This is a genomic window from Nocardioides albus, from assembly GCF_014648255.1.
Taxonomy (GTDB): domain Bacteria; phylum Actinomycetota; class Actinomycetes; order Propionibacteriales; family Nocardioidaceae; genus Nocardioides; species Nocardioides albus.
The window spans coordinates 22,456-41,896 of the sequence record NZ_BMQT01000017.1 but is presented as its reverse complement, the minus strand read 5'-3'; the positions used below and the strand labels follow the sequence as shown (position 1 = coordinate 41,896).

Annotated in this window: 21 protein-coding genes; 9 read left to right on the top strand and 12 right to left on the bottom strand. The window is 67.4% G+C overall.

Annotation, left to right across the window (positions count from 1 at the left end; translation table 11 throughout):
• Positions 1-40 precede the first annotated feature (40 nt).
• From IEY84_RS25900 to IEY84_RS25885, 4 genes are all read left to right on the top strand, one after another.
• Positions 41-916: a hypothetical protein gene (locus tag IEY84_RS25900; protein WP_183551842.1), complete on the top strand. Its 876-nt coding sequence runs from the start codon at positions 41-43 to the stop codon at positions 914-916.
• Positions 913-1,320 (top strand): hypothetical protein, encoded by a 408-nt coding sequence (locus IEY84_RS25895; RefSeq protein ID WP_183551845.1) that lies wholly within the window; start codon positions 913-915, stop codon positions 1,318-1,320. The genes IEY84_RS25900 and IEY84_RS25895 overlap by 4 nt, the downstream gene beginning before the upstream one ends.
• Positions 1,298-3,007: a hypothetical protein gene (locus tag IEY84_RS25890; protein ID WP_189129326.1), complete on the top strand. Its 1,710-nt coding sequence runs from the start codon at positions 1,298-1,300 to the stop codon at positions 3,005-3,007. The genes IEY84_RS25895 and IEY84_RS25890 overlap by 23 nt, the downstream gene beginning before the upstream one ends.
• Positions 3,008-3,194: 187 nt before the next feature.
• Positions 3,195-3,869 carry an HNH endonuclease gene (locus IEY84_RS25885; protein ID WP_221209282.1) on the top strand — a complete coding sequence of 225 codons (675 nt, stop codon included), beginning with the start codon at positions 3,195-3,197 and terminating at the stop codon, positions 3,867-3,869.
• Positions 3,870-3,872: 3 nt separating this feature from the next.
• Here IEY84_RS25885 and IEY84_RS25880 read toward each other — a convergent pair whose 3' ends face one another.
• Positions 3,873-4,106 (bottom strand): hypothetical protein, encoded by a 234-nt coding sequence (locus IEY84_RS25880; RefSeq protein WP_183551683.1) that lies wholly within the window; start codon positions 4,104-4,106, stop codon positions 3,873-3,875.
• 115 nt (positions 4,107-4,221) lie between these two features.
• Between IEY84_RS25880 and IEY84_RS25875 the strand changes: the two genes are divergently transcribed.
• The 3 genes from IEY84_RS25875 (at position 4,222) to IEY84_RS25865 (ending at position 6,699) form a co-directional block, all read left to right on the top strand.
• Entirely contained in the window at positions 4,222-4,512 is a 291-nt protein-coding gene (locus tag IEY84_RS25875) for a hypothetical protein (protein ID WP_183551686.1), read from the top strand.
• A gap of 439 nt (positions 4,513-4,951) precedes the next feature.
• Positions 4,952-5,533, top strand: a complete 582-nt coding sequence (locus tag IEY84_RS25870; RefSeq protein WP_183551689.1) for a hypothetical protein — start codon at positions 4,952-4,954, stop codon at positions 5,531-5,533.
• Positions 5,534-6,060: 527 nt separating this feature from the next.
• Entirely contained in the window at positions 6,061-6,699 is a 639-nt protein-coding gene (locus tag IEY84_RS25865) for an SLOG cluster 4 domain-containing protein (protein ID WP_229789022.1), read from the top strand.
• A gap of 604 nt (positions 6,700-7,303) precedes the next feature.
• Here IEY84_RS25865 and IEY84_RS25860 read toward each other — a convergent pair.
• A complete protein-coding gene (locus IEY84_RS25860) occupies positions 7,304-8,248 on the bottom strand; it encodes a hypothetical protein (RefSeq protein ID WP_183551692.1) in 945 nt (314 codons plus the stop codon).
• 131 nt (positions 8,249-8,379) lie between these two features.
• Complete coding sequence (locus IEY84_RS26980; RefSeq protein ID WP_260174106.1) at positions 8,380-8,514, bottom strand: hypothetical protein; 135 nt, start codon at positions 8,512-8,514, stop codon at positions 8,380-8,382.
• 227 nt (positions 8,515-8,741) lie between these two features.
• Here IEY84_RS26980 and IEY84_RS25855 point away from each other — a divergent pair, with 227 nt between their 5' ends.
• Positions 8,742-9,539, top strand: a complete 798-nt coding sequence (locus IEY84_RS25855) for an abortive infection system antitoxin AbiGi family protein (RefSeq protein ID WP_183551695.1) — start codon at positions 8,742-8,744, stop codon at positions 9,537-9,539.
• Positions 9,540-9,583: 44 nt separating this feature from the next.
• On the opposite strand, the gene IEY84_RS25850 is transcribed toward IEY84_RS25855, so the two are convergent.
• A complete protein-coding gene (locus tag IEY84_RS25850) occupies positions 9,584-9,778 on the bottom strand; it encodes a hypothetical protein (RefSeq protein ID WP_183551698.1) in 195 nt (64 codons plus the stop codon).
• A gap of 181 nt (positions 9,779-9,959) precedes the next feature.
• On the opposite strand from IEY84_RS25850, the gene IEY84_RS25845 reads away from it, so the two are divergent.
• Positions 9,960-10,622 carry a hypothetical protein gene (locus tag IEY84_RS25845; RefSeq protein WP_183551701.1) on the top strand — a complete coding sequence of 221 codons (663 nt, stop codon included), beginning with the start codon at positions 9,960-9,962 and terminating at the stop codon, positions 10,620-10,622.
• A gap of 218 nt (positions 10,623-10,840) precedes the next feature.
• Here the strand turns inward: IEY84_RS25845 and IEY84_RS25840 are convergent, their stop codons facing one another.
• From IEY84_RS25840 to IEY84_RS25805, 8 genes are read right to left on the bottom strand one after another with little or no spacing between them, the layout of a single operon-like run.
• Complete coding sequence (locus tag IEY84_RS25840) at positions 10,841-11,350, bottom strand: hypothetical protein (RefSeq protein WP_183551705.1); 510 nt, start codon at positions 11,348-11,350, stop codon at positions 10,841-10,843.
• Positions 11,347-11,535, bottom strand: a complete 189-nt coding sequence (locus IEY84_RS25835) for a hypothetical protein (RefSeq protein WP_183551708.1) — start codon at positions 11,533-11,535, stop codon at positions 11,347-11,349. Before IEY84_RS25835 ends, IEY84_RS25840 begins: the two co-directional genes overlap by 4 nt.
• Positions 11,536-11,538: 3 nt before the next feature.
• On the bottom strand, positions 11,539-12,426 hold the full coding sequence (locus IEY84_RS26870) for a DUF4913 domain-containing protein (RefSeq protein ID WP_221209283.1): 888 nt from the start codon (positions 12,424-12,426) through the stop codon (positions 11,539-11,541).
• A complete protein-coding gene (locus tag IEY84_RS25825) occupies positions 12,426-14,276 on the bottom strand; it encodes a TraM recognition domain-containing protein (protein ID WP_183551710.1) in 1,851 nt (616 codons plus the stop codon). The genes IEY84_RS26870 and IEY84_RS25825 overlap by 1 nt, the downstream gene beginning before the upstream one ends.
• The gene (locus IEY84_RS25820; protein ID WP_183551713.1) at positions 14,273-15,820 is read right to left on the bottom strand and encodes a putative type IV secretion/conjugal transfer ATPase; all 1,548 of its coding nucleotides are present in this window, start codon (positions 15,818-15,820) and stop codon (positions 14,273-14,275) included. The genes IEY84_RS25825 and IEY84_RS25820 overlap by 4 nt, the downstream gene beginning before the upstream one ends.
• A complete protein-coding gene (locus IEY84_RS25815; protein WP_183551716.1) occupies positions 15,820-17,334 on the bottom strand; it encodes an SCO6880 family protein in 1,515 nt (504 codons plus the stop codon). The genes IEY84_RS25820 and IEY84_RS25815 overlap by 1 nt, the downstream gene beginning before the upstream one ends.
• Positions 17,331-18,689: a TrbL/VirB6 family protein gene (locus IEY84_RS25810; protein WP_183551719.1), complete on the bottom strand. Its 1,359-nt coding sequence runs from the start codon at positions 18,687-18,689 to the stop codon at positions 17,331-17,333. The genes IEY84_RS25815 and IEY84_RS25810 overlap by 4 nt, the downstream gene beginning before the upstream one ends.
• Positions 18,686-19,438, bottom strand: coding sequence for a hypothetical protein (locus IEY84_RS25805; protein ID WP_183551722.1), 753 nt, complete (start codon positions 19,436-19,438; stop codon positions 18,686-18,688). The genes IEY84_RS25810 and IEY84_RS25805 overlap by 4 nt, the downstream gene beginning before the upstream one ends.
• Positions 19,439-19,441: the final 3 nt, after the last annotated feature.

Here is a 19,441-nt window from a genome sequence, read left to right as displayed (position 1 = left end):
ACGACCGAGAGCGCATCATCTATCTAGGGGGTACACACCGATGAGCCAGAACAGCGACGGTCTCGACGAGACCATCGAGCAGAGCCTACGAGTCGCGATGACCACCGCCGCCCGCGTCGGCGAGGTCCTCGCCCGCGTACGCCACCAGCTGCAGGAGCGCGCCGCCTCGGAGAGCACCCAACGTGCCCGCGCACTCGGCTCCCGGCTCGACGCCGAACGGCAAGCCGCGCGCGCCACCTACGGGCGCGTGGACGACCCGGCGTGGTGGCAGACCGCGACACCCGATCAGGTCGCCGAGTCCTACACCCTGGCCCGCGCCTGGCGCGAGGCCGACCCGAGCGCCGGGCACGCCGCACGCAGCATCGAGACCACCATCCAGCAGCGCCACGGCCTCGACCTGGCCAGCCTCAACGCCGACGAACGAGGACCGGCGCTGACGCACGCCGAGCAGCAGCTCGCGAAGGGCACCGACTTCGACCAGACCCGCGCTGTGCGCGACCTCGTGGCCGCCGAGGCGGCCGACCAGGCCGCCGCCGAGCACGCACGCCGCGAGGACAACGCAGCCACCGCGGCCGAGGCCGGCAGCGAGAACACCCAGGAGCACGGACACCTGTCCGACCGCGACAACGCGCGCGCCGGCGCCACCGCCGCTGAGGCCGACGTCGACGCAGGCAAGGGTCCGGCAGCCGAGTGGGACAGCCACGAGCGACGGGCCCAGACCGAGGAGCAACTGCGCAGCAACGGTCACCCCGAGAAGGCGGTCGAAGCGCGCATGCTCGCCGACTACGCCCAGGCCCGCCCGGCCGAGGACATCGTCCGCGACAACAAGCCGCCACGAGCGCAGGCCCGCAAGGGCCGAGGCCAGTCGCCGAGCCAGGGGCAGAACCGCCAGAAGCAGAGGACGATCACCCGATGAGCCAGATGCACGGCGAGACCGCCACCGATGCGACGAGCACGCTCGAGGCGCCCTACCGGACGGCGATCGCGCACACCGCAGGCCTGCTGCGGGAGAGCACGACCAGGCTCCTGTCGGCCGCCGATGCCGCCGGCTTCGAGTCGGGGCTGCACAGCCTCGCGCTCGGCGTAGAGCTCGCCACCCACGACGCACTCCGGATCCTCGGCGACGGCTCGCGGGCACCCCTGGCCAACGGAAACCGCGAGGACGGCGAGACCGACCTCGAGGCCGGCGTACGCCTCCTGAGCGAAGCCGGCCGCGCCCTCGACCGAGTGCCCGGCGAAGTGCCCGGGGTGAGCGGTCTGGTCGTCGCCATCGCAGACCTTCTGGTGGAGGCCGGCGATGCCGGACGTGCCACCAGGTAGGAGCCCCCGCATCATCGAGACCGAGCTGACCAAAGGCGAGAACGCCACCGGGAAGCTCGGTCTCGCGCGTGACTTCCGGAGCGTCGGTGAACTCGTCACCGACGCCGACTCGATCGCCCGTCAGCTACTGTTCGACGTCGACGATCACGCGGCCGGCCGCGTGCTGCGTGCGTGGCCGCAGCTGATGGAGAACGTCGCGGAGCTCATCGAGACGATCCCGGCCACCTCTGCCGTGCAACAGCGGCTGCGCGAGGCCAACGCCGAGCCGACCCGTGCCGGCGCATCGATGATGAGCGAGCGCGCGAACGAGGCAGGCGTGACCCGCAGCACGGCCTACCGAGAGATGCGCGAGGAGATCACCGCGACGCGGCTACGCAGCCTCAGCGGGTCGGTCGCCAGCGACCTGGCCACCTCAGAGTGGCCCGGCCCCGGCCCGGGCGACCAGCGGCTCGAGGAGATGTCGGGCAACCTGCGCGGGGCGCACGACCTGGTCACCAGGTTCGCGCCGCAGTTCGACATCAACAACGCCGCCGTCGCCAGCGACCTGGCCGCTACTCGCGCCCGAGCACTCCACATCTCCTACATCGCCACGCACGCAGTGGCGGTGCATCTGCGGATCGAGCGCGACACCTACGTACGCGAGCCCGACACAGCTCGTCGGCGCGACGTCTCCCCCGCCGTGAGCTGGCTGCGCCGCGTCGAGTCGGCCGAGGCCATCCTCGCCAGCGCGATCAGACAGCGGCCCCTGGCGACCGCTGTCTCGCACCAGCATGAGCCGGCCCCGGTGGGGCTGCCGCGCCTGACGACTGCGGTGGAGGCCTTCGGCACCCAAGCCCGACGTACCCTGGGCGCCGACCCGATCCCGGCCGAGATCGGCCTGATCGCCCGCACCCACGGCATGCTCGCCGGCGCCGCGCTGACGATCACCAACGCTGGCCTCGAGACCGGTGCCTTGGAGACAACGTCGACGCAGCGGATGAACACTGCGATCACCACCAGCGGCGAGGCCTGGATGGACCTCGGATACCGCTGGCGCGACCTCTTCCCCGGCGAACGACCCGCCCAGCCCGGACTGGTCCAAGCCGCAGGCGAACTGCGCGCCGCGTGCCGCGAGATCACCCACATGCGCGACCAGGTCGCCCCGGCCGAGACGATCGCCAGCCGGGTCGACATCGCCGCGGCGACTCGAACCCTGGCCGGCGCGTTCGAGGCCGCCGCGGGAATCGCCGAGCACACCAGGACAGCGCTCAGCGACTCGCAGAACCTCACCGGTCCGGCGCGACCGCTCGACGTGCGAGCGCGGAGCGAGATCAAGGCCGCACGCCCAGAACAGCCCGGCCCCGAGATGCTCATCGAGTCGACTGGAATCACCACTGACCAGAAGCGGCTCAACCTCACCGTGCCGGCACCGGACATCGTCGTCGACGGCCTCCACCGGTCGACCGACCGAGCCGGCGAGAGCTCGGCGGCCGCCGCAGCTGCAGGAACACACGTCGCCACCGTCGGGGCGGGCGACGACCTCGCCCGTGCCCAGGAGGCGGCCCGCCTCGGCCGAGCAGCACAAGCCTCACCAGCCGAACAGATCGCCCAGACACCCAGGCCCGGCATCGCTGAAGCCGGCGAAGACAAGCGCGCGAAACCGGGGCCAGCGCAGGTGACCCGCACGGCCCGCGAGACAGAGATCTGAATGCGCTCGGCTCCCAGGCCGGCTACGCCCGGATGGGCGTCGGGCGGCAAAGTGCCGACACACCCCGAGTTCGGGGGGAACGTAGGATCGCACCCATGAATGCCCGAGCAGAAGGGCGCCAGCCGGCACGTGGTTCGCGCGCATCGGTGCCCCAAGCATGTGGCGCGCAGGCGATAGATTCACCCTCGTGGCTCTGATTAAGCAAGCGCCTGGCTTCGCGTTCAACGACGACCCTGACTGGGTGGCACGTCGAATCTCAATCGAGCTCAAGTACGAAGAACCCAGGCTGAAGAGCGTTACGGCCAATCACTCCCACCTCGATGCTGCTACCCAGGAGCGTCGGGTAACGAGCCAGACGCAGCTGGTCGAGAACTGGCGAAACGCGGTCGCTGTCGTTGAGTTCGTGATTGACCGAGAGGACAAGGACTACCCGCTCACACGCGAGCTGCTGGAGCTCTCCGAATCAACACCGAGCGTGTTGACCAGGGACACAGCGCGGCGCACGTACTGGCTGTTTCAGCGGCGAGCGTACGTGTCATCCGACGATCGCCTCACACCTGAGGACGTGAAGGCTCTGGTCAACGAGGCCGAGAACAGGCGCAGGCTCCGGCTGGAGAAGGCGCATGCGCTACAGGCGATGCGCGAGCAAGTCGATCAGCGCGGCAAGCGGCAACCGATCCCCCAAGACGTCAAGGTGGCCGTCTGGCAGCGTGACGGGGGCCGGTGCGTGGAGTGCGGTAGCCAAGAAAACCTGGAGTTCGACCACATCATCCCGTTGGCAATGGGCGGGTCGAACACCATGCGCAATCTGCAACTACTGTGCGCAGACTGCAACCAGCGAAAGGGCGCGACGCTCGGCTGAGCCCTAGGTGCCGTATTGAACCGCCACCGTGGCGGTGACCTGGCACTGCGGGCACGTGCCAGCCACGACATACTCATCCTTCGCATTGCCCGTGAGAGTCACATCGAACTGCCGGAACGTCGGCGCCTGCCAGTGGGATCCGCTCCACCCGCTGCCCTTGTCGAGGACACGGTCCGACTCGGCCTTCCCGCAGCTCGGGCAGGTGAGCGTGATGGTGGCGCTGTCGATGGTTCCCACGACAGCGACACTACCGGGGGTAGTCACCTGTGCGGGCCGTCGTTTGTGGCTAGCCGCGCGGGTTCCCGATACCCCCGCGGGTGCCCTCGCGTAGGGCTACGAGCCCGATCTGGGCGTGCTCTTTGGCGCCTTCGGGGTCTGCGCCCGCGTGCCAGAGCAGGAGAGCCGCGTGCCGGTAACGTTGACCAGACGGCCGGTGCATGTGGCGGGCGAGGAGCCCGCCGGCGGCCTCTGTGAGGAGGTCGACTTGGAGAGTCTTGTCGACAGTCGCGATCTTTCGGATCTCGGCGATCGCGGTGTCCCGGTCAACGTGATCATCGGTCATCCGCAGGGCCGTGCCGTCCAGGGAAGCGCGAATGATTCCGTCACGGTCACCACTGCCACGCCTCGCCACGGGATCGCCTAGTCGTCGGGCCAGAGACGCGCCAGGAGCTCACGGTCCGCCGTCTTCTCGCACGGTTCGCAGTCGCAGTCGACGGCGTGAACCTCGGTGGTCTCCATGCACTGCAGGCTAACGCCGTGCACCGACATCGGCGCCAGGCTTGTCTCGGCCGAACCACCACGCCTAACCCCCTGGTGGTGGCCCGGACGAGAGACTGGGAGGGCTCTACTTGTCGACCAGCACGGACCACGAAACCGCGGCCGCGAGCTGGATCGTTTTCTGGTCGGCGCCGCAGTGCCGCAGCGCCGCCGCGGCGACCCCCTGACGGGCCCTGCCGTCGACGACATCGCCGGCGGCCCGGTAGGCGGAGCAGACGCTTGAAGGTGCATGCTGCGACCGACACCCGGCGGAAGGCGAATACTGTAGCCGTGAGTTCAGGGCACTCGAACCACGAAGGAAACGGATGAAGACCACCACACTCGCCGAGGCGTTCGCGTTCTTCGGCACCTATCCGGACAATCCCAGGTGGTCCTGGTCGGCCGTGAGCCCCGACCTGAAGACAGTTGCCGTAACAATCTGGGAGAACGAGGTCGGCGTCGACGGGTCGATCGACGTCTTCGGCAGCCCCGACCTTGCCGACTGGACGTCGAAGCCGGGCAACCGGGAGCGCATCCGGAACCTGAAGATCGCTCGCGAGAACTGCGGCGGCCTATTCCACGTCATCTGGGTTACGGCACGGGACCTCAACGAGACCCCTTGGACCATCGCAGGTCGATACCCCGAGGACCACTTCATGATGAAACTCCTCGAACTGGACGAGGTGACCGGCGAGTTCTCGGCCGTCCTGGTTGATCCTGCATCGGAGGATCAGGAGAGACGGACCATGGCTGACCGGCCGGCCAAGCCCCCGGTCTACAGCCCCCCGAATCCAAGCACCCGACGGCGGACGAGCCAACAGGAGACTCAGCGCGCTACCGCAACCTGCCAGACCTGCTGCATTGAGCTGCCAGCGACTGGCATCTGCGATACCTGCGGACAGACCTGACTAATCGTCATCTTCGCAGAGCTTGCATGAACCCGTGCCGCTGCATGCCGGGCAGTCGGGGTTGGTGTTATGCGCCCGACTCGACGACGACCCCCGCAGGTCAGCACTGCTACTGCACTCCTCGCTGCAGTAGTTCCAGTTCACGGCCAGGCCGCCGCAGTTCCGACACTCCGTCGTCCAGGATTCTTCGTCTTTCTTGCGTGATCCCCAGCCAAACAGACCCACAGTTCTCCCCCTCAGTTGCAACCATAAGGAACGCCACCCAGCCGTTCGATCCCTAGCGACGCAGGTCCCTGGCCTCTGTCAACGCTCGCAGGCCCGCGCTGAGAACGGTGCGCCGGCCTGTGCACGCCTTGGGAGTGAACCAGGATCGCCAGCACGACATGCATCGCAGCACGCCGGGGTGCTCGGGATCTACCTCGACGCTGCCCACTGCACTGCGGGCACCGGTCCACGTCGACCAGGCTATCCCCTGACGTCCCTCTCCCCTAGGCTCTCGGCATGCCTCGTGCCCTGCAGGTCGCCGTTTGCGGTCCCGCCACTGCACCGACCGCGACCGGCTCAATGCACTCGAAGTCGGCCGGCTCCTCGCTGAGAATGGCGCCACCGTCCTCAACGGCGGCGGGGTCGGTGTCATGGAAGCAGTCTCAGAGGGTGCCCACGTCGCTGGCGGGCTCGTCGTCGGCGTACGCCCAGGACCCGACAGCGACGACGCCAACGACTATCTCGACGTGGTGCTCGCCACCAACATGGGCGAATCGCGCAACGCGATCCTGATCTGGTCGCCCGATGCTGTCATCGTGATCGGCGGATCGCCGGGGACCCTGTCGGAGCTCGCGTTGGGGATGCACCGCCCGGTGCCAGTCATCACGCTCGGCGGCTGGAAGCTCACCACCGCCGACGGCGAGCCGGTACCGAACGAACCGCCGACGGCTTCAACCCCCGAGGAAGCCGTCCAGTTAGCGCTCAGTTGGACCACTGGTAAGAAGCGTGTCACCAGCCGCAATAAGGGACAACCTCACCAAACGTTTCGCGAAGGACCACCGGGTCGCCCCCGAGTCTGTCGAACTCCTCGTGCACCAGGGCCGGAAGAAGACGACGTTCCGCCTCTAAGCAGACCCCGCGTCAGCAGTTGCCGCACACCCCGGAGACCGGGAGTGCCATGAAGCACACAGGGCAGTTGCCAGGCGAGGCAGACTGAGTTAGCTTCCGCTTTGGCCGGGGTCCACCGTTGTCCGGGTGCTCGATCCACCACGTTCCACGCGGGGTATCGGACGGCTCGTATCGGCCTCCTGGACCCGCAGCCCGACGCGCTTCGTCCTCGGTGGCGAATCCGGCGGTGCGACCGGGGTAGATCTTCAATGCGTGCTTCCTGCCGGGACCAACTGCCTTGATGTACCCGGAGCAGCTGTAGAAGTCGGTCAGATTCAGATCAGCGCAGAAGTCTTTGATGAGCAGCCTGTTCGCCGGTGTCTGCTTGCTCAACGCCTGCTCGAGTGACGGATACCGGACCGGAGGCATGGCCGGCAGTCTACTGAGGTTTCAGATGTCCGCTACGGGGCCCTGCCGGGGTGCTGGTAAGAAACGTGCCGTAAGCCGCAACGTAGCGCGGACTAGCTTCGACGGTCGGTCTCAGTAACGAATGTCGATGAGTTCGAAGGCTCTGGGAGCCGGGTTTCAGGCGGGGTGGCGGCGTTGGTTGTGGGCGAGTCGGTAGGAGTCGGTACCGGTCTCATGACTTTCACCGCAGGCGGCGTGTTGACCAGTCCATCAATCTAGATACTCCGGGGCGCCCTGTTCGTGCCAGGCACGGGGGCGAATACCGGAGGGCACGTTCGGATTTCGCTCCACGCACTCGTGCAGGTACTGGTTGTGTTGTCGATGAGCTCGCTGTGCGAGCTGGCGTAGCAGAGGGGCTGGAGTGCTCGGGTTGGAGGCAACCGCCCGCAGGACCGCGTCGTTATTGTGGGTCACGTCCGCGTCCTCGTTACTACCGAAGCCGGGGCTCTTCCACGACTCCTCGGCCATGGCGGTCAGCAGGTCGCTCGGGCAGTTTCTGTTCGACGCGACCGCTACTCGCCGTCCTCGCGCGGCAAGGTCGCGAAGCGTGTTCTCCGACGTGTTCGTGTGCTTGGCGATCTGGTCGAGCATCCGGATCTGATCGAGCTGCTGGAAATGGTCAGGAGGCCCGGTGAGATTGTCCACGCCCGAGAGGAGAGTGTTGAGGATGTGTCGAGGCGTAGCGGGGTTGGCTGCAACGGCGTACCGAACCTCGAAGGAGGGGTCCTCGGCTAGTAATCTCAACGAGGCGATGGGGGTCGCGTCGTGTCCGGCTACCCGCTGGCGAATGGCACTGTGTCGCTGGTGAGCGAGAAGTTGGAGTAGAAGTGGAAGCACATCATCACCCGGCAACATGCCCCCCGTCTCCTCCAGCGCTGTCGCTACAGGATCCGTGCTACCTGAAACTCTGACTGCCCTGGGTCCGTCCAGGAGTGCGCCGATTCGTGCGATGGTCTTGGCGTCGAAGTCACGCGAGAAGTGTGCGATCTCGACCCACGGAGCGCGCAACGCCATCGCCTCGACTGCCTCGGCTCGTACGTCACCGCGGGAATCAGGGTCCCTGATGAGCGCAGCCAAGGTCGCGGGGCTGGTGCTGGCGTTCTTCGCCAACCGCTTCCGCTTCCATCTTGAGCGTGGAAGCTCGACCAATGCCATTTGGATCCTTCTTGTCTCCGCGCGAGGCAGCGGCTTACCAGATACTCCGGCGAAGCATGCCAGAACGACCTGCGCGTTGGGTCGCTGTTTGGGGTGGTTAGGCTCGCAGCACTTTCCTTACCAGCGCCTTGTCAGGCGGGCAGTCGACCTGAGGCCTCGGCGACCACCTCGTCGGCGGTGATGAGCTGGCCGCGGCCAATGAACCGCTTCGCGACCAACAGGCCAGCCGGGTTGGCCGCACGTTCGGCCTTGATCCGGTCCTCCATCGGAGGTTTCGGTGGGCGCGGCCGCGGCGGCTTCGGCTGAGATTGTTCGGTCAACGGGGCGAAGGGTGTGTCACCTGATCCATCGCGGCGGGAAGTTGCGCCTGTGTCGGATGTTGCGTCGCGTCCTTACGAGGTCGGGGTACATCGAGTCACGTGGACCACTAATCTTCCGCCATGGTGATGCGGCACATCGGTTCGTTCTCGCTGGCCCTGGGCGGACGTCGGCGATGACTGAGACAAACGAGAGTGGAGTCCTCCTCCACCTGACAAGGGAGTCGACTTCGATCAAGTCGATCCTTGGGGATCAACAGGTCCGCGCGGTCAACGCGTACGGCGCAGTGCGCAAGCACGACACCCTCAGGGACACGCAGCGCGTGGTGTGCCTCAGCGAGATCGAGCCCGACAGTCGTGTCCGGCTCGCTGACCGGCGCGGTGACTTTGGGCTCGCGTTCAGAGCCGACTGGGCAAAGTCGGCTGGCGCCGCACCGGTTTGGTACCTGCCTCGGGACGCCGGCCCGCAACAGGTGCTGTTCAACCTCGTGAAGGCCATGGCCTACGGGAGAGGGAAGGACCCCGATCCACAGCATCCGCTATGGAAGCTCACCCCGTTCATCGACTACCCAGGAACGTACGAGGCGAACGGGGCCCCGACCTCCTACGAGTGGTCTTGGGAGCGAGAGTGGCGCGTGCACGGCCACTTGCCGTTTCGCCCCGCGGATGTGAAGTTCGTGTGCGCCCCAGAAGCCGCCCACGACGACTTGCGCGCGGTCATGCTCCACCGCGGTTACGAGTGCCCGTTGATCGACTTGAGGTGGCCACCCGGGCACCGAGCCCCGGCGGGAACACCAGAGCCGAAGACGCAGGAACGAACAGTGCATGGCCTGTTCGACGGAGACCCTTGGGCCGGGAGCGATCCGGGCGTAGAAATCGATCCGCCGATGCCGGTCCAAGGCTGGCGGGAACAGCTCGACGAACCGTATGACACCCTCGACGACTGGTGGGAGGAGTACCACCGCGATGATTAGCAGAGATGCCCCGATAGACCCGGCCCGGTTGCGGTAGGTCACGGCTAGTTCAAGACACCACGACGCTTCCGTGCGACCAGCGGGACCGGCTCGTAGATCGCCAACAGACCCGCCTCCACACGGTCGGGCGAAGTGAGGCCACGCTTCCGCATCGACCGCTTGCCCTCGATCACCACGAACCCGGAGATGTTGGTCATCAGGTTGGGGGTGGAGAACTGGGCGGCAGTCTTATTCTCCACCCGCAGCCGCAGCCGGCCCGCACCCTCGCGGTAGCCAAGGACCTACGCCGCTAGGGATCGCTGCTGGCGCTGCGACCGCCGCCGACGGATCAACAAGACTCGCAGCGTGCGAGTTGCTAAATTCTGCGCATGGAATGCGGACTCGGTCTCCGCCGGTTTGAGGCAGGGCCGAGGAGTGGCGATGAGTGACCTGGACAGGCGGAAACTGGAGTCGCTGGCTACCCGCGCGAACGTCTGGGCTGTCGTCTGGTTGTGTATCGCCGGCGGGGCCGGGGTTGTCTCGCTGCTGACCTATACCGACGCGGCGAGTAGTCCAACAGGTGGGTACTACATCATCTGGTGGGGCCCCGTTGCGTTCGGCGTCTGGCTGGCCATCAAGAACGCCATCAGGGCCACCCAGATTCGTGCCCTACTGAGGCAAGTGGGATCGGCAGCGCTGCCGCAGATGTCGAGCAGCGCAGTCCCGCCGAAAGTCTCCCCGGCGGAGGTAGCTCCTTCCACCCACGACCCACAGACGCAAGACCCGCAGACGATTGTGCGTACCTCCGCCGATTACGTTTCCAGCTCGTGGTCCTCAGCGAAGCGTTCCGATCTGACGCGCGGGTGGCTCTCTCTCGTCGCGACACCGCGTGGCCTGCGGCTCAAGTTCAAGGCGGACACCGGGACCAGTTGGGCGCTCTACGCGTCGAAGATCTATGAAGTGGCACTGGTCGCCAAAGGCCCCAACGTCATCATCGAGATCGTCTTCAAGCACCCAGGCGAACCAGTAGGGATCCGAACAATCGTTGGGCCCAAGGGCCGCATAGGAGAGATCTGTCGCCTGCTCGGCCACCCGATCCTCTGAACTCGAGGCGATGGTCGGTGCGGCCCCGTCACTGCGAAGCCGCTGCGGCTGGTGACACGTTTCTTACCAGCTCCCCCAGTTACTCGGCCTAAGCCCGGAACTCCCGAACGCGTCCCCGGCCGCAAAGTATGCGCCGCTACTTTGCGGCTCATGACACGCTTCTTACCAGTACCCCCAGTAGGGGCGGCTAGCGTCGGCAGGCGTGCCACGTCGGGTGGTCAGCTGGCGCTGGCGACGAACGATCCCAGCGGAAGGGTTTCGTTCTTCTTCGGGTCGAACTTGTTGCCGATGCGACCGCAGTCACACCAGCTGTGCGTACCGCATTGGTGCCGACCCTCTAAGGCCGACCGTGCCGCCATCTCGATCGGAGCGAGCAGCCAATCCCAGTCGCACGGGTCAGGCCAGTGACCAAGTTCGTACGAGCGATCCAGGCGGCGGCCATCGGAGCGGGGGTCAGCCAACTGCACCCGATCAGTAACCAGCTTCATGGCTGGTCCACGGTCGTTGAGAACACCAACGCACTCAAAGACCGTCTCCACGCGCTCGCGGTTCCACGCCGAGGCGACGAACCCCGGCAGCGTTCTCATCTGCCTGGCGATCGCTTCATTGAGGCGTGGATCGCATTGGTTACGCTCGCCGTTCGGTGTCTCCGGGACCACCTCAAACACCCAGATCAGAGGTCGCGACTCACTCGTGCTGGGCTGGCTCCTGGGCTGAATCGTGGTCACGACACGATGTCCGATGCCCAGGCGCTCATGGCCATGATGACCAGCACCACCGCGAGTCCGGCCAGCAGGATCCAGGTCGAAGTTGTTGACCCCTGGCGGATCGGGAAGAGGCCACTCCATACGAGCCAAGCGGCAGCGGCGAGCAGAAATGCTAGGAGAAATAGCAGCGCGGCGAGCGGTCCCATAGGTTACTTGTTCCTTTCATCCGGAGTTGACTCGTACATCCCTTTGGGAGGTGCCGTGTGGGGAAGGGGCTCACCGCGCTCGTTGTTGTCCTTGCTGTCGCCGAAGGGCCCGAACTTGGAGAGCAAGATCGGCATGTGGTGATCGGCGTGGTCACGCCACCACACGCTCATCCCGAGAGCCGGGTCGCGACGCAGGTGCTCGAACGCGCGCCAGAGCGCTTCGAGCCGCTGGACGGCCTCAGGGTGGAGCCACCACTTCGCGTCCCACCAGAACGAGTCCTCCCCGTTCGGGTTGCGGCCACCGACGCCACCGATCCAACGGCGATAGGTCGGGACGAGGAACGCCTCGACGAACTCCGGCAGCGTCGGATAGATCAGAGCCGGCTCGTCATCATCACCAGAGCCGCTGGCGCCAGCGTCGGCCTGGTCAACGACGTTCTGCACCTGGGCGTACGCCGCCTCGACGGCCTGCTCGGCGGCCGCGGCGCGCTCCTGGAGACGCTCGACGCGCAGCTCTGCGCGACTGCGGTCACGGGTCGCCTTCGCGACGGCCTCCTCGGCGGCCAGGACCTGGGAGCGAGCGCTGGCCTGGTCTGCCTGGACTTCGAGAAGCCTCGCCCGTGCGACGGCCTCGACACCTCGAGCATCCGCCACCAGGTCCTCGGCGGCGCGCAGTGCGTCGGCCTGGTCGACCGCGGCCTCCTCGGCCGCGACCGCGGCCTCCTGCGCGTCGAGCAGCTCCGGGGTGAGTTCGATCGTCGACACCGACGGATCAGTCTCCGTGCCGTCGTCGGGCTCAGTCCCGGGCATGTCCCACTCCCCCAGCTCGTCGAACCCATCGACCTGCTCGAGGTCGTCGACGTCGGGGCCGCGGCTGGCGTCGTCGTTCATCAGCGGAGCTCCTCGATGGGCTGGATGGTGCTGGCGTTCTGGATCGCCTGCATCTGCTCGGAGATCCCCGACAGAGTCTGCGATGCGGCCGGGTCGTGCGCGGCGATCGACGCGCGGACCTCGCTGGCGCGCTCTCCGGCCATCCAGGGCAGCGTCTCCACGAGCGTGGCCCGGTTACCGGACGAGAGCACGACCGAGCGGCCCTTGGGCAGGCTCGCGAGATCGGCCGCGTCCATGATGTGCTCGGTCTGCAGGTGGGTGCTGACCTGTGCACCCGCCCCGAACAAAGACCCAGTCTGAGACCGGGTCGAGACCGAGCTGGCAGTCTTGTCATAGGTGCCGATCAGCCCGGAGAGCTTGCGGAGGAAGTCCTCATCGCGGACACCGCCGCCGTAGATCGCAACGTTGGCCGCCGTCCACAGAGAGTCCATGCCCTCCCTGCCCCACACGCCCACACCCTGGGCGTAGGACTGCAGGATCGTCATCAGCACGATGCCGCGTGAGCCGTAGTGCGAGTAGAGCGAAGGCAGGTCACGCCACCGACACACGTTCGCGGCCTCGTCGAGGACACCGACGAGCGGGACCGGGAGCCGGCCCGCCTGGCGTACGCCATCACCGGGGGTGATGGTCGCCTGCTCCTCAGCGGCATCGGCGACCGCGTTGGTCAGCGCCGTCACCAAGGCACCGGCGTTGCCGCGTCCTTCCCGCGAGAGGGAGTAGAGGGTCCCGCCGTCGCGGACGAACGCATGCGGGTCGAAGTGACGACGTCGCCGGCCGCCACCCTCGACGACCCACGGCTGCATCGTGCGGGTGGTCAGGCACGAGGCCATCTGCTTGGTGGTCCCGAAGACACCACCGCGCTGCTTATCCGGTGAAGCGAGCACCGCGGCGACGTTGTCGCCCTGGAGCTCGTAGTCGTGCCCCTTCAAGATCCTGACCGCGTCACCGGCCTCGTTGGGGCCCGTAGCCCACTTGTAGACGTCGGTGACCGGACGGCCATCGAGCGCCGCGGCGAGGAGGAAGTTGGCGAGCAGGTCCTTGCCCTCGGGCTCGAAGAACGCATCCGTCTTCGCATCCCCGGGGCGGGAGTTGGTGGCGAAGTGGTCGGCCATGGTGGCCGCCTTGACCTCATCGGTCACGTACGAGAGCGGGTTCCACCACCAGGTCGGCTCGTCGCCGACGACCTGCTGCGGGTCGAAGACCCACACCTCCGAGCCGGCCTTGGCGCGTACGTCACGGGTGGCGTCGACCAGGTCCCGCTTGTTCGACGTCACCAGCGCCGCGCCGGGAGCGTCCAGGATGGCCGGGATCGCATACGAGGTCGACTTACCTGTCCGGGGGCCGGCGATCAGCAGCAGCATGTCCTCCCAGGAGGAAAACAGCCGCTGATGCGGTGAGGCGACCGTGACACCGAGCGTGAGACCCGGGGTGGTGACCGAGTCGGACACCAGCGTCTTGGCATGCTCGGCGACCTTCTTCTCGGTGATCCCGGCAACTTCCTTGCCGCGGCCCATCACCTTCGCCGACCAGTCCGCGCGCGAGGCGCGCCGGCGGCGCCGCAGCACCAGGCCACCGGCCAGGCCGGCGATCATCGCGACCAGCGTGCCGAGGCCGATCGCGACCACCGTCGAGGCGGTGGTCCACCTGATCGTGCCGGCCCGTACGCCTTCCAGCGTTGCGGAGATCCCCGTCGGCAACGAGTCCTGTCCGCTGAGCCGCGCACCGAGCTGGATCGAGGCATAGAAGCCCAGCAGCACGACCAGGACCAGGGCCATGAAGACGCCGGCGGCGACGCCGCCGGTCAGCCCGGCGCCGGGCTGCGCTTGCCGGTTGCTCCCCCGGGAGCTCATGACCGCACCTCCGGCGCAGAGGCAGGCGGGCGGGAGGGCGTACGCCGGGACCGCTCGTCGGTGACGTGCTTGTTCCGCTCCAGGTCGGTCAGGCTGACCTGGATCGGGATCCCGACCTGGCCGGGGATCTTCAACAGCATTTTGCCGGCACCCGGCGGCGGCAGGGGCCGGCCGTCTGGATCGAGTTGCGCCTTCCACCCTGGCGGGGAGTTGAAGGAGTTGACCAGGTCCATCTCCCGGTTGTTGAGCCGGACCACGTTCTGGGAGAGCGCCATCAGGTCATCGCGCGAGAGCGCCATCAGGCCCAGCACACCGGAGCGCTCCGCGAACCCACGTGCGGCCTCACGGTCCTTGGCGTTGGTCAAGGACAAGAAGTCCTTCGGGGAGTGGGTGATCTTCAACTCCGAGACCCCCAGGGACCGGTTCGTACGACCGACCCGGTCGGCACGGTCGACGATGCCTTCCACGGCGCGCATCGGGAACCAGAACTCGTCCTGGACCGTCAGGTAGCCGCCCCACCGGATCGAGGGGTCGTACTGGGACAGCTCCCAGTGCGCGTCGATCGTGGAGAACCCGATCGACCAGGTAGCCAGCATCGCGGCTGAGAGCAGCCGCGTGTTGGACTCGGGGATGCTGGAGGTGTCGAAGCAGAACCCGCCAGGGTTGCCAACCGAGAGCCGCACCGACTCCTTCGCCCCCAGCAGGTAACCGAGGTCGCCGTGGGCGACCGCGATCACCGCATCCCGCAGACTGCGGAAGTCGCGCTGGAACTCGGCCGCGTCCAAGCGACCGGTCGCGGCGACAACCTCAGGAGGAGGCGTGTCGAACCCGGCCAGCAGGTCCTTGATCCACGGGTCCTCGACCCGGGCGATCACAGAGCGGACCATCTGCCCCAGCGCCGTGTCCTCGATGTCCTCCAGGGGCCGGCCGCGGTTGACCTGGACGATCAGCGCGACCAGGTCGACGGCCTGCCGGACGGCGGCCTCGCGCATGTCATCACCCAGCGTGCCGCCGATCCTGTCGGCGGCCTCGCCGAGGGCGCCGAGGTCGAGCGGGTTGATCCGGTGCTTGGAGCGCGGCCCGATCGAGACCACATGACCCCCGAGCGCCGCGACGGCCTCGGCGTGCTCGTTCTTGATCGGGTCGAAGACCGCCGGGGCGATCCCGCGCGCGGCCATCCCGTACATGAACCGCTGCGCCACCGAGCTCTTGCCGTTGCCGTTGAGACCGAACAGCATCATCGAGCTCGAGGAGATCAGGCCCTGGTCGTACCAGGTCTTCATGTCGCCGGCGACCGCCGTGCCGACCTCCATGTCCCGGCCCAGCGGCGTGCCCATCCCCGGCCGGAAGGTTCCGGCCGAGAACGGGTAGATCCCGCACAGCTGCGCCGAGGAGCCGTACCAGCCCGGAGGCTGCGGGATGCTCCCCCAGCGGCCACCACCGAGACCGGTCATGCCGCGCGGCGTGACCTGGTGCGTACGCGCGAGCGCCTTCCGGCCCGCCCGCTGAGCGAGCTTCTGGGAGGCCTTCGAGGTCGGGCTCATCAGTCCATCGCCCCCTCGAGCCAGACCGGCTTGGCCGAGTAGCGCCACGGCAGCACCCCGAACGGCAGCGTGATGTGGAACGCAGCCGAGCCGGCGTGCTCGACGAAGCGGTGGTCCATCATCAACGGCGTCATCAGCATCTTCAGCTGGTGCAGCGCCTCGCGCTGCGCCTTCTCCTCATCGGCGAAGGTGACCGTGACCATCATCGAGAACATCGACAGCCGGGCACCGGCGGCGAGCTCCTCCTCGGTCTTCTCTGCGACAGCACGCGCGGCACGGTCATAGGCCGTGGGGCGCGAGCGCCGTGTGTCCATGCGCCACTGCGCGTTCTTGACCTGCTGGTCCACCGTCCGCGCACCCCGGCCAGGGTCGACCGGCCGGTAGAAGATCGCCACCCGCTTGCGCAGGAACTTCGGGTTCGGCCCGAACAACGCATCGAAGGAACGAGCGTGGATGAACGACTGCGGCGGCACCGTCATCATCACCGTCGCCGACGCGACGCCGTCGTGGCGCACGATCCTGCCCGCGGAGTCATCGAAGAACTCCGGGCCCGCGTGCTCCCAAGAACGCGGCACCGTCAGGCCCTCGAGCGCATCGAGAGCCATCTCCTGGTCCCGCGAGGGCTGATAGGCCAGCTCAGCGACCTGCGAGAGCTCATGCTCGACCAGCGGCGTCACCGCGTTCCCACCCGCCGAGGCGAGCGACGTCGAGGTCGACGGCATCCGTGCCGCCACCTCCGCGACGGCAGCATCGAGATCGTTCTTCGACCCGGCGAGAGTCTCGACGTCGTAGACCATCGTGGCGTAGACGTTCACCGTCGACGTACGCCCCGGCAACGTGTCCGCCGCAGCCCCGAGGACCTGCGCAGCGAACTCCGGTGCGCTCTCCACATAGGTGTCCTTGATCGCCTGGACCATGCCGGCCGAGGACTCCGAGGCCGAGTCGACGACGATCGTCGCCCCGGTGAGGCCGTCCTCGACGCTGAGCGAGGAGACCCACTGGCCGAAGTTCGCGACCTGGCCGTTGACCACGGCCTGGTCCTGCATCGCCGCACCGTTCGGGGCACACCCGAACACCGCGGCCAGCTGGCCGACGGCCTTGTGGTGCAACAGGCTGTACCGGCGCCCCAGTCCGTCCGACCCGGAGACGGTCTCGACATCGAGGAGGACCCCGGGGAGCCGCTCGGCCACCTCCGGAGGCAGGGTCGAGAGCGCGCCGGTGACGTACAACGTCTCGCCGCGGGCCCGACGTCGGGCGAGGGAGACCCAGTCGGTCAGCTTGCCGGCCAGGGTGCGGCCGCCGAAGCGGACGAACCCGATCAGCACCACGGCCGCGGTCAGCCCGAGGACGACGAGCATCCCCTGCCACTTGCCCGAGACCATGAACAGCATCGCGAACACGACACCGCCGCCGGCCACGATGAGGGCCGCCAGCGACAGGCCGAACAGGCCCGCCGAGGACGGTCGCATCCAGTTGCCGTACCGGTCAGCTCGCACCTGTGCGGACTCGCTCACTGCCCGTCACCTCCGATCATGTCGTCACCCTTGGTCTGTTGTGATCCCTCAGCCACCGAACTCCGCAGCTGCCGGGCACCGGCATCGAGGCCCCTGGCCATCGACCCCTCAGCGGTCTGCTTCTGCTGCGACGAGGCTCCATCGATCCCGGCCTGGCCGGGCTGCCCCTGGCTGCCCGGAGCCGGAGCCGGCGGCTGTGGGCCACCACCGGTCGGCGACTGCGTACCGCCTGCCGTGAACCGGCTTGCACCACCAGAAGCTCCACCGCCGGCACCCGCTGCCGCTGGAGTCGCGGCTGCCGAGGTGCCGCCGGTGACGATTGCCGCGCCCGCAGCAACCCCGGTGGCGACGATCGCGCCGGTCGCGGCAAGGGACATGCCGCCGCCTGCAGCTGAGCCCATCGCGTTCGCGGCCGGTGTCATCAGCCGCAGGAGCACCGGGAGCGCGAGGACAGCCATGATCAACAACAGCAGGCCGTTGATCACCGTCGAGATATCGTCGTCCGACTTCAGTCGCCACGCGAAGGCGTACACGATCGCGGCCGCGGGCTTGTACAGAAGGAACGCGATGATCCATCGGGTCACCGATGCAAACGACTGCTCACCGCCTCGGATCATCGCCGCGGCCGCCGTCGTCGGCCAGATCGCCACCAGTAGGGGCAGGACCACGACCCGGGCGAGCATGATGACCCATTGGAAGAACACGGACAGAGCCCCGAAGATGCCGGCGAGGATCGCCAGACCAGGCTGGGTTTGCACGATGCCCGCGGCGGCAGCTGACTGCCACCCGTTGACCGTCACGCCTGCGTTCGACAAGATCCACTGCCCGAACTTGTCGCCCACCGGGACCATCAGAGCGACGAACGCGGTTCCCAGCGTCGAGACCAAGAAGACCCGGAACAGCGCTTCCAGGGCTGTGCGCATCCGGTCGCCGCGGTGATTCATCATCGTCCAGACGCAGGCGATCATGATCCCGATCACCGCGAACGGCACCGTCAAGGTACGTAGCGCGTTCGACAACCAGTGGACCTGGTCGCCCTCGAGGTCGACCAGAAGCCCCTGATCCAGCCAGACGGTCAGGAACTTCTTCATCAGCGCGTCCCAGGCCCCCATCATCGCCTCGCCAAGGCTCCGAGCACCCGAGTCGACAGCACTGGTCACAGCGTCATCGACGGCGCCCTGGGCAGCCTCGCCCGCCCCGTCCAAGGCGCACATGGCAGGCACGAAGACGCAGGAGGGATCAGCGTTGCGCACCGTGCTCGGCGCGGCCGTGGCTTGCGAGGTTGCAGCGTCGACGGTCAGACCCAAGACCGTGGCGGTGATCAGTAGGACCACGAGGCGTGCGAGCGTCTTCATAGCAGCCCTCCGGTCCACTCGTTGCTCCGAAGCACGTTCCAGCCAGCCGACGCGTACGCAGCGGTTCCAGGCTCGACGTAGGACTCCGGTGCCCCAGCGGTCTGAGCGCTACCGTCGATCCACCAGCGTCCGCCAGACCAGACGACGGTCCCGATGCTCACGGCGCCGGTCGTCGTTGTTTTTGATCCGTCCGCGGCGGTGAAGGTCCGTGTGAACTCGGCGCTGACGACGTAGTCCTCGCCGTCCTGCATCCACTTGACGCCGTCGATGACGTAGGAGACGGAGACGCCTGGGGGCGCAGCGCCGTTCAGCCCAAGTCCCAATCCCTTCCGAAGGGTGGAGACCATCGTGTCGCCCGCCTCCGCCTCGCTGAGCGGCAGGCGAGCCATATAGGCGCGGACGATCTCCGGGCCGCGCTCGTAGTCGAGAACGCTGCCGGAGGAGACGAAGAAGGCGAGTGCTGTTGCGGCCGCCCCTTCGGCGGTCTGAGCGTAGTGAGTGGGGTATCCGCCCGTGTTCTGCGCCGGAGCTGGGAGTGTGACGAACGCGCCTTCTCCCGGTGTCGCCGGAGTCGAGGGGTCCACCGATGCTGACGGGCTCGCGCTTGGGGAGGGTTTGGTGTCTGGGCCCGTGTCGTCATTGCCGCCAACGACGATGACGATGGCGGCGATGACGATCGCCACGATGAAGATCGCAGCGATCCAGAAGGCCACGCGGGAGTCCCAGGCCTGCTTGAGTCGGTCGTTCACGGG

What these genes read in the sequence shown, in the direction of transcription:
- IEY84_RS26980 (WP_260174106.1), bottom strand. Translation starts at nt 8,514, where the DNA reads ATGGAGGACCGGATCAAGGCCGAACGTGCGGCCAACCCGGCTGGCCTG.
- IEY84_RS25810 (WP_183551719.1), bottom strand. Translation starts at nt 18,689, where the DNA reads ATGAAGACGCTCGCACGCCTCGTGGTCCTACTGATCACCGCCACGGTC.
- IEY84_RS25890 (WP_189129326.1), top strand. Translation starts at nt 1,298, where the DNA reads ATGCCGGACGTGCCACCAGGTAGGAGCCCCCGCATCATCGAGACCGAG.
- IEY84_RS25860 (WP_183551692.1), bottom strand. Translation starts at nt 8,248, where the DNA reads ATGGCATTGGTCGAGCTTCCACGCTCAAGATGGAAGCGGAAGCGGTTG.
- IEY84_RS25900 (WP_183551842.1), top strand. Translation starts at nt 41, where the DNA reads ATGAGCCAGAACAGCGACGGTCTCGACGAGACCATCGAGCAGAGCCTA.
- IEY84_RS25870 (WP_183551689.1), top strand. Translation starts at nt 4,952, where the DNA reads ATGAAGACCACCACACTCGCCGAGGCGTTCGCGTTCTTCGGCACCTAT.
- IEY84_RS25820 (WP_183551713.1), bottom strand. Translation starts at nt 15,820, where the DNA reads ATGAGCCCGACCTCGAAGGCCTCCCAGAAGCTCGCTCAGCGGGCGGGC.
- IEY84_RS25845 (WP_183551701.1), top strand. Translation starts at nt 9,960, where the DNA reads ATGAGTGACCTGGACAGGCGGAAACTGGAGTCGCTGGCTACCCGCGCG.
- IEY84_RS25835 (WP_183551708.1), bottom strand. Translation starts at nt 11,535, where the DNA reads ATGGGACCGCTCGCCGCGCTGCTATTTCTCCTAGCATTTCTGCTCGCC.
- IEY84_RS25855 (WP_183551695.1), top strand. Translation starts at nt 8,742, where the DNA reads ATGACTGAGACAAACGAGAGTGGAGTCCTCCTCCACCTGACAAGGGAG.
- IEY84_RS25825 (WP_183551710.1), bottom strand. Translation starts at nt 14,276, where the DNA reads ATGAGCTCCCGGGGGAGCAACCGGCAAGCGCAGCCCGGCGCCGGGCTG.
- IEY84_RS25895 (WP_183551845.1), top strand. Translation starts at nt 913, where the DNA reads ATGAGCCAGATGCACGGCGAGACCGCCACCGATGCGACGAGCACGCTC.
- IEY84_RS26870 (WP_221209283.1), bottom strand. Translation starts at nt 12,426, where the DNA reads ATGAACGACGACGCCAGCCGCGGCCCCGACGTCGACGACCTCGAGCAG.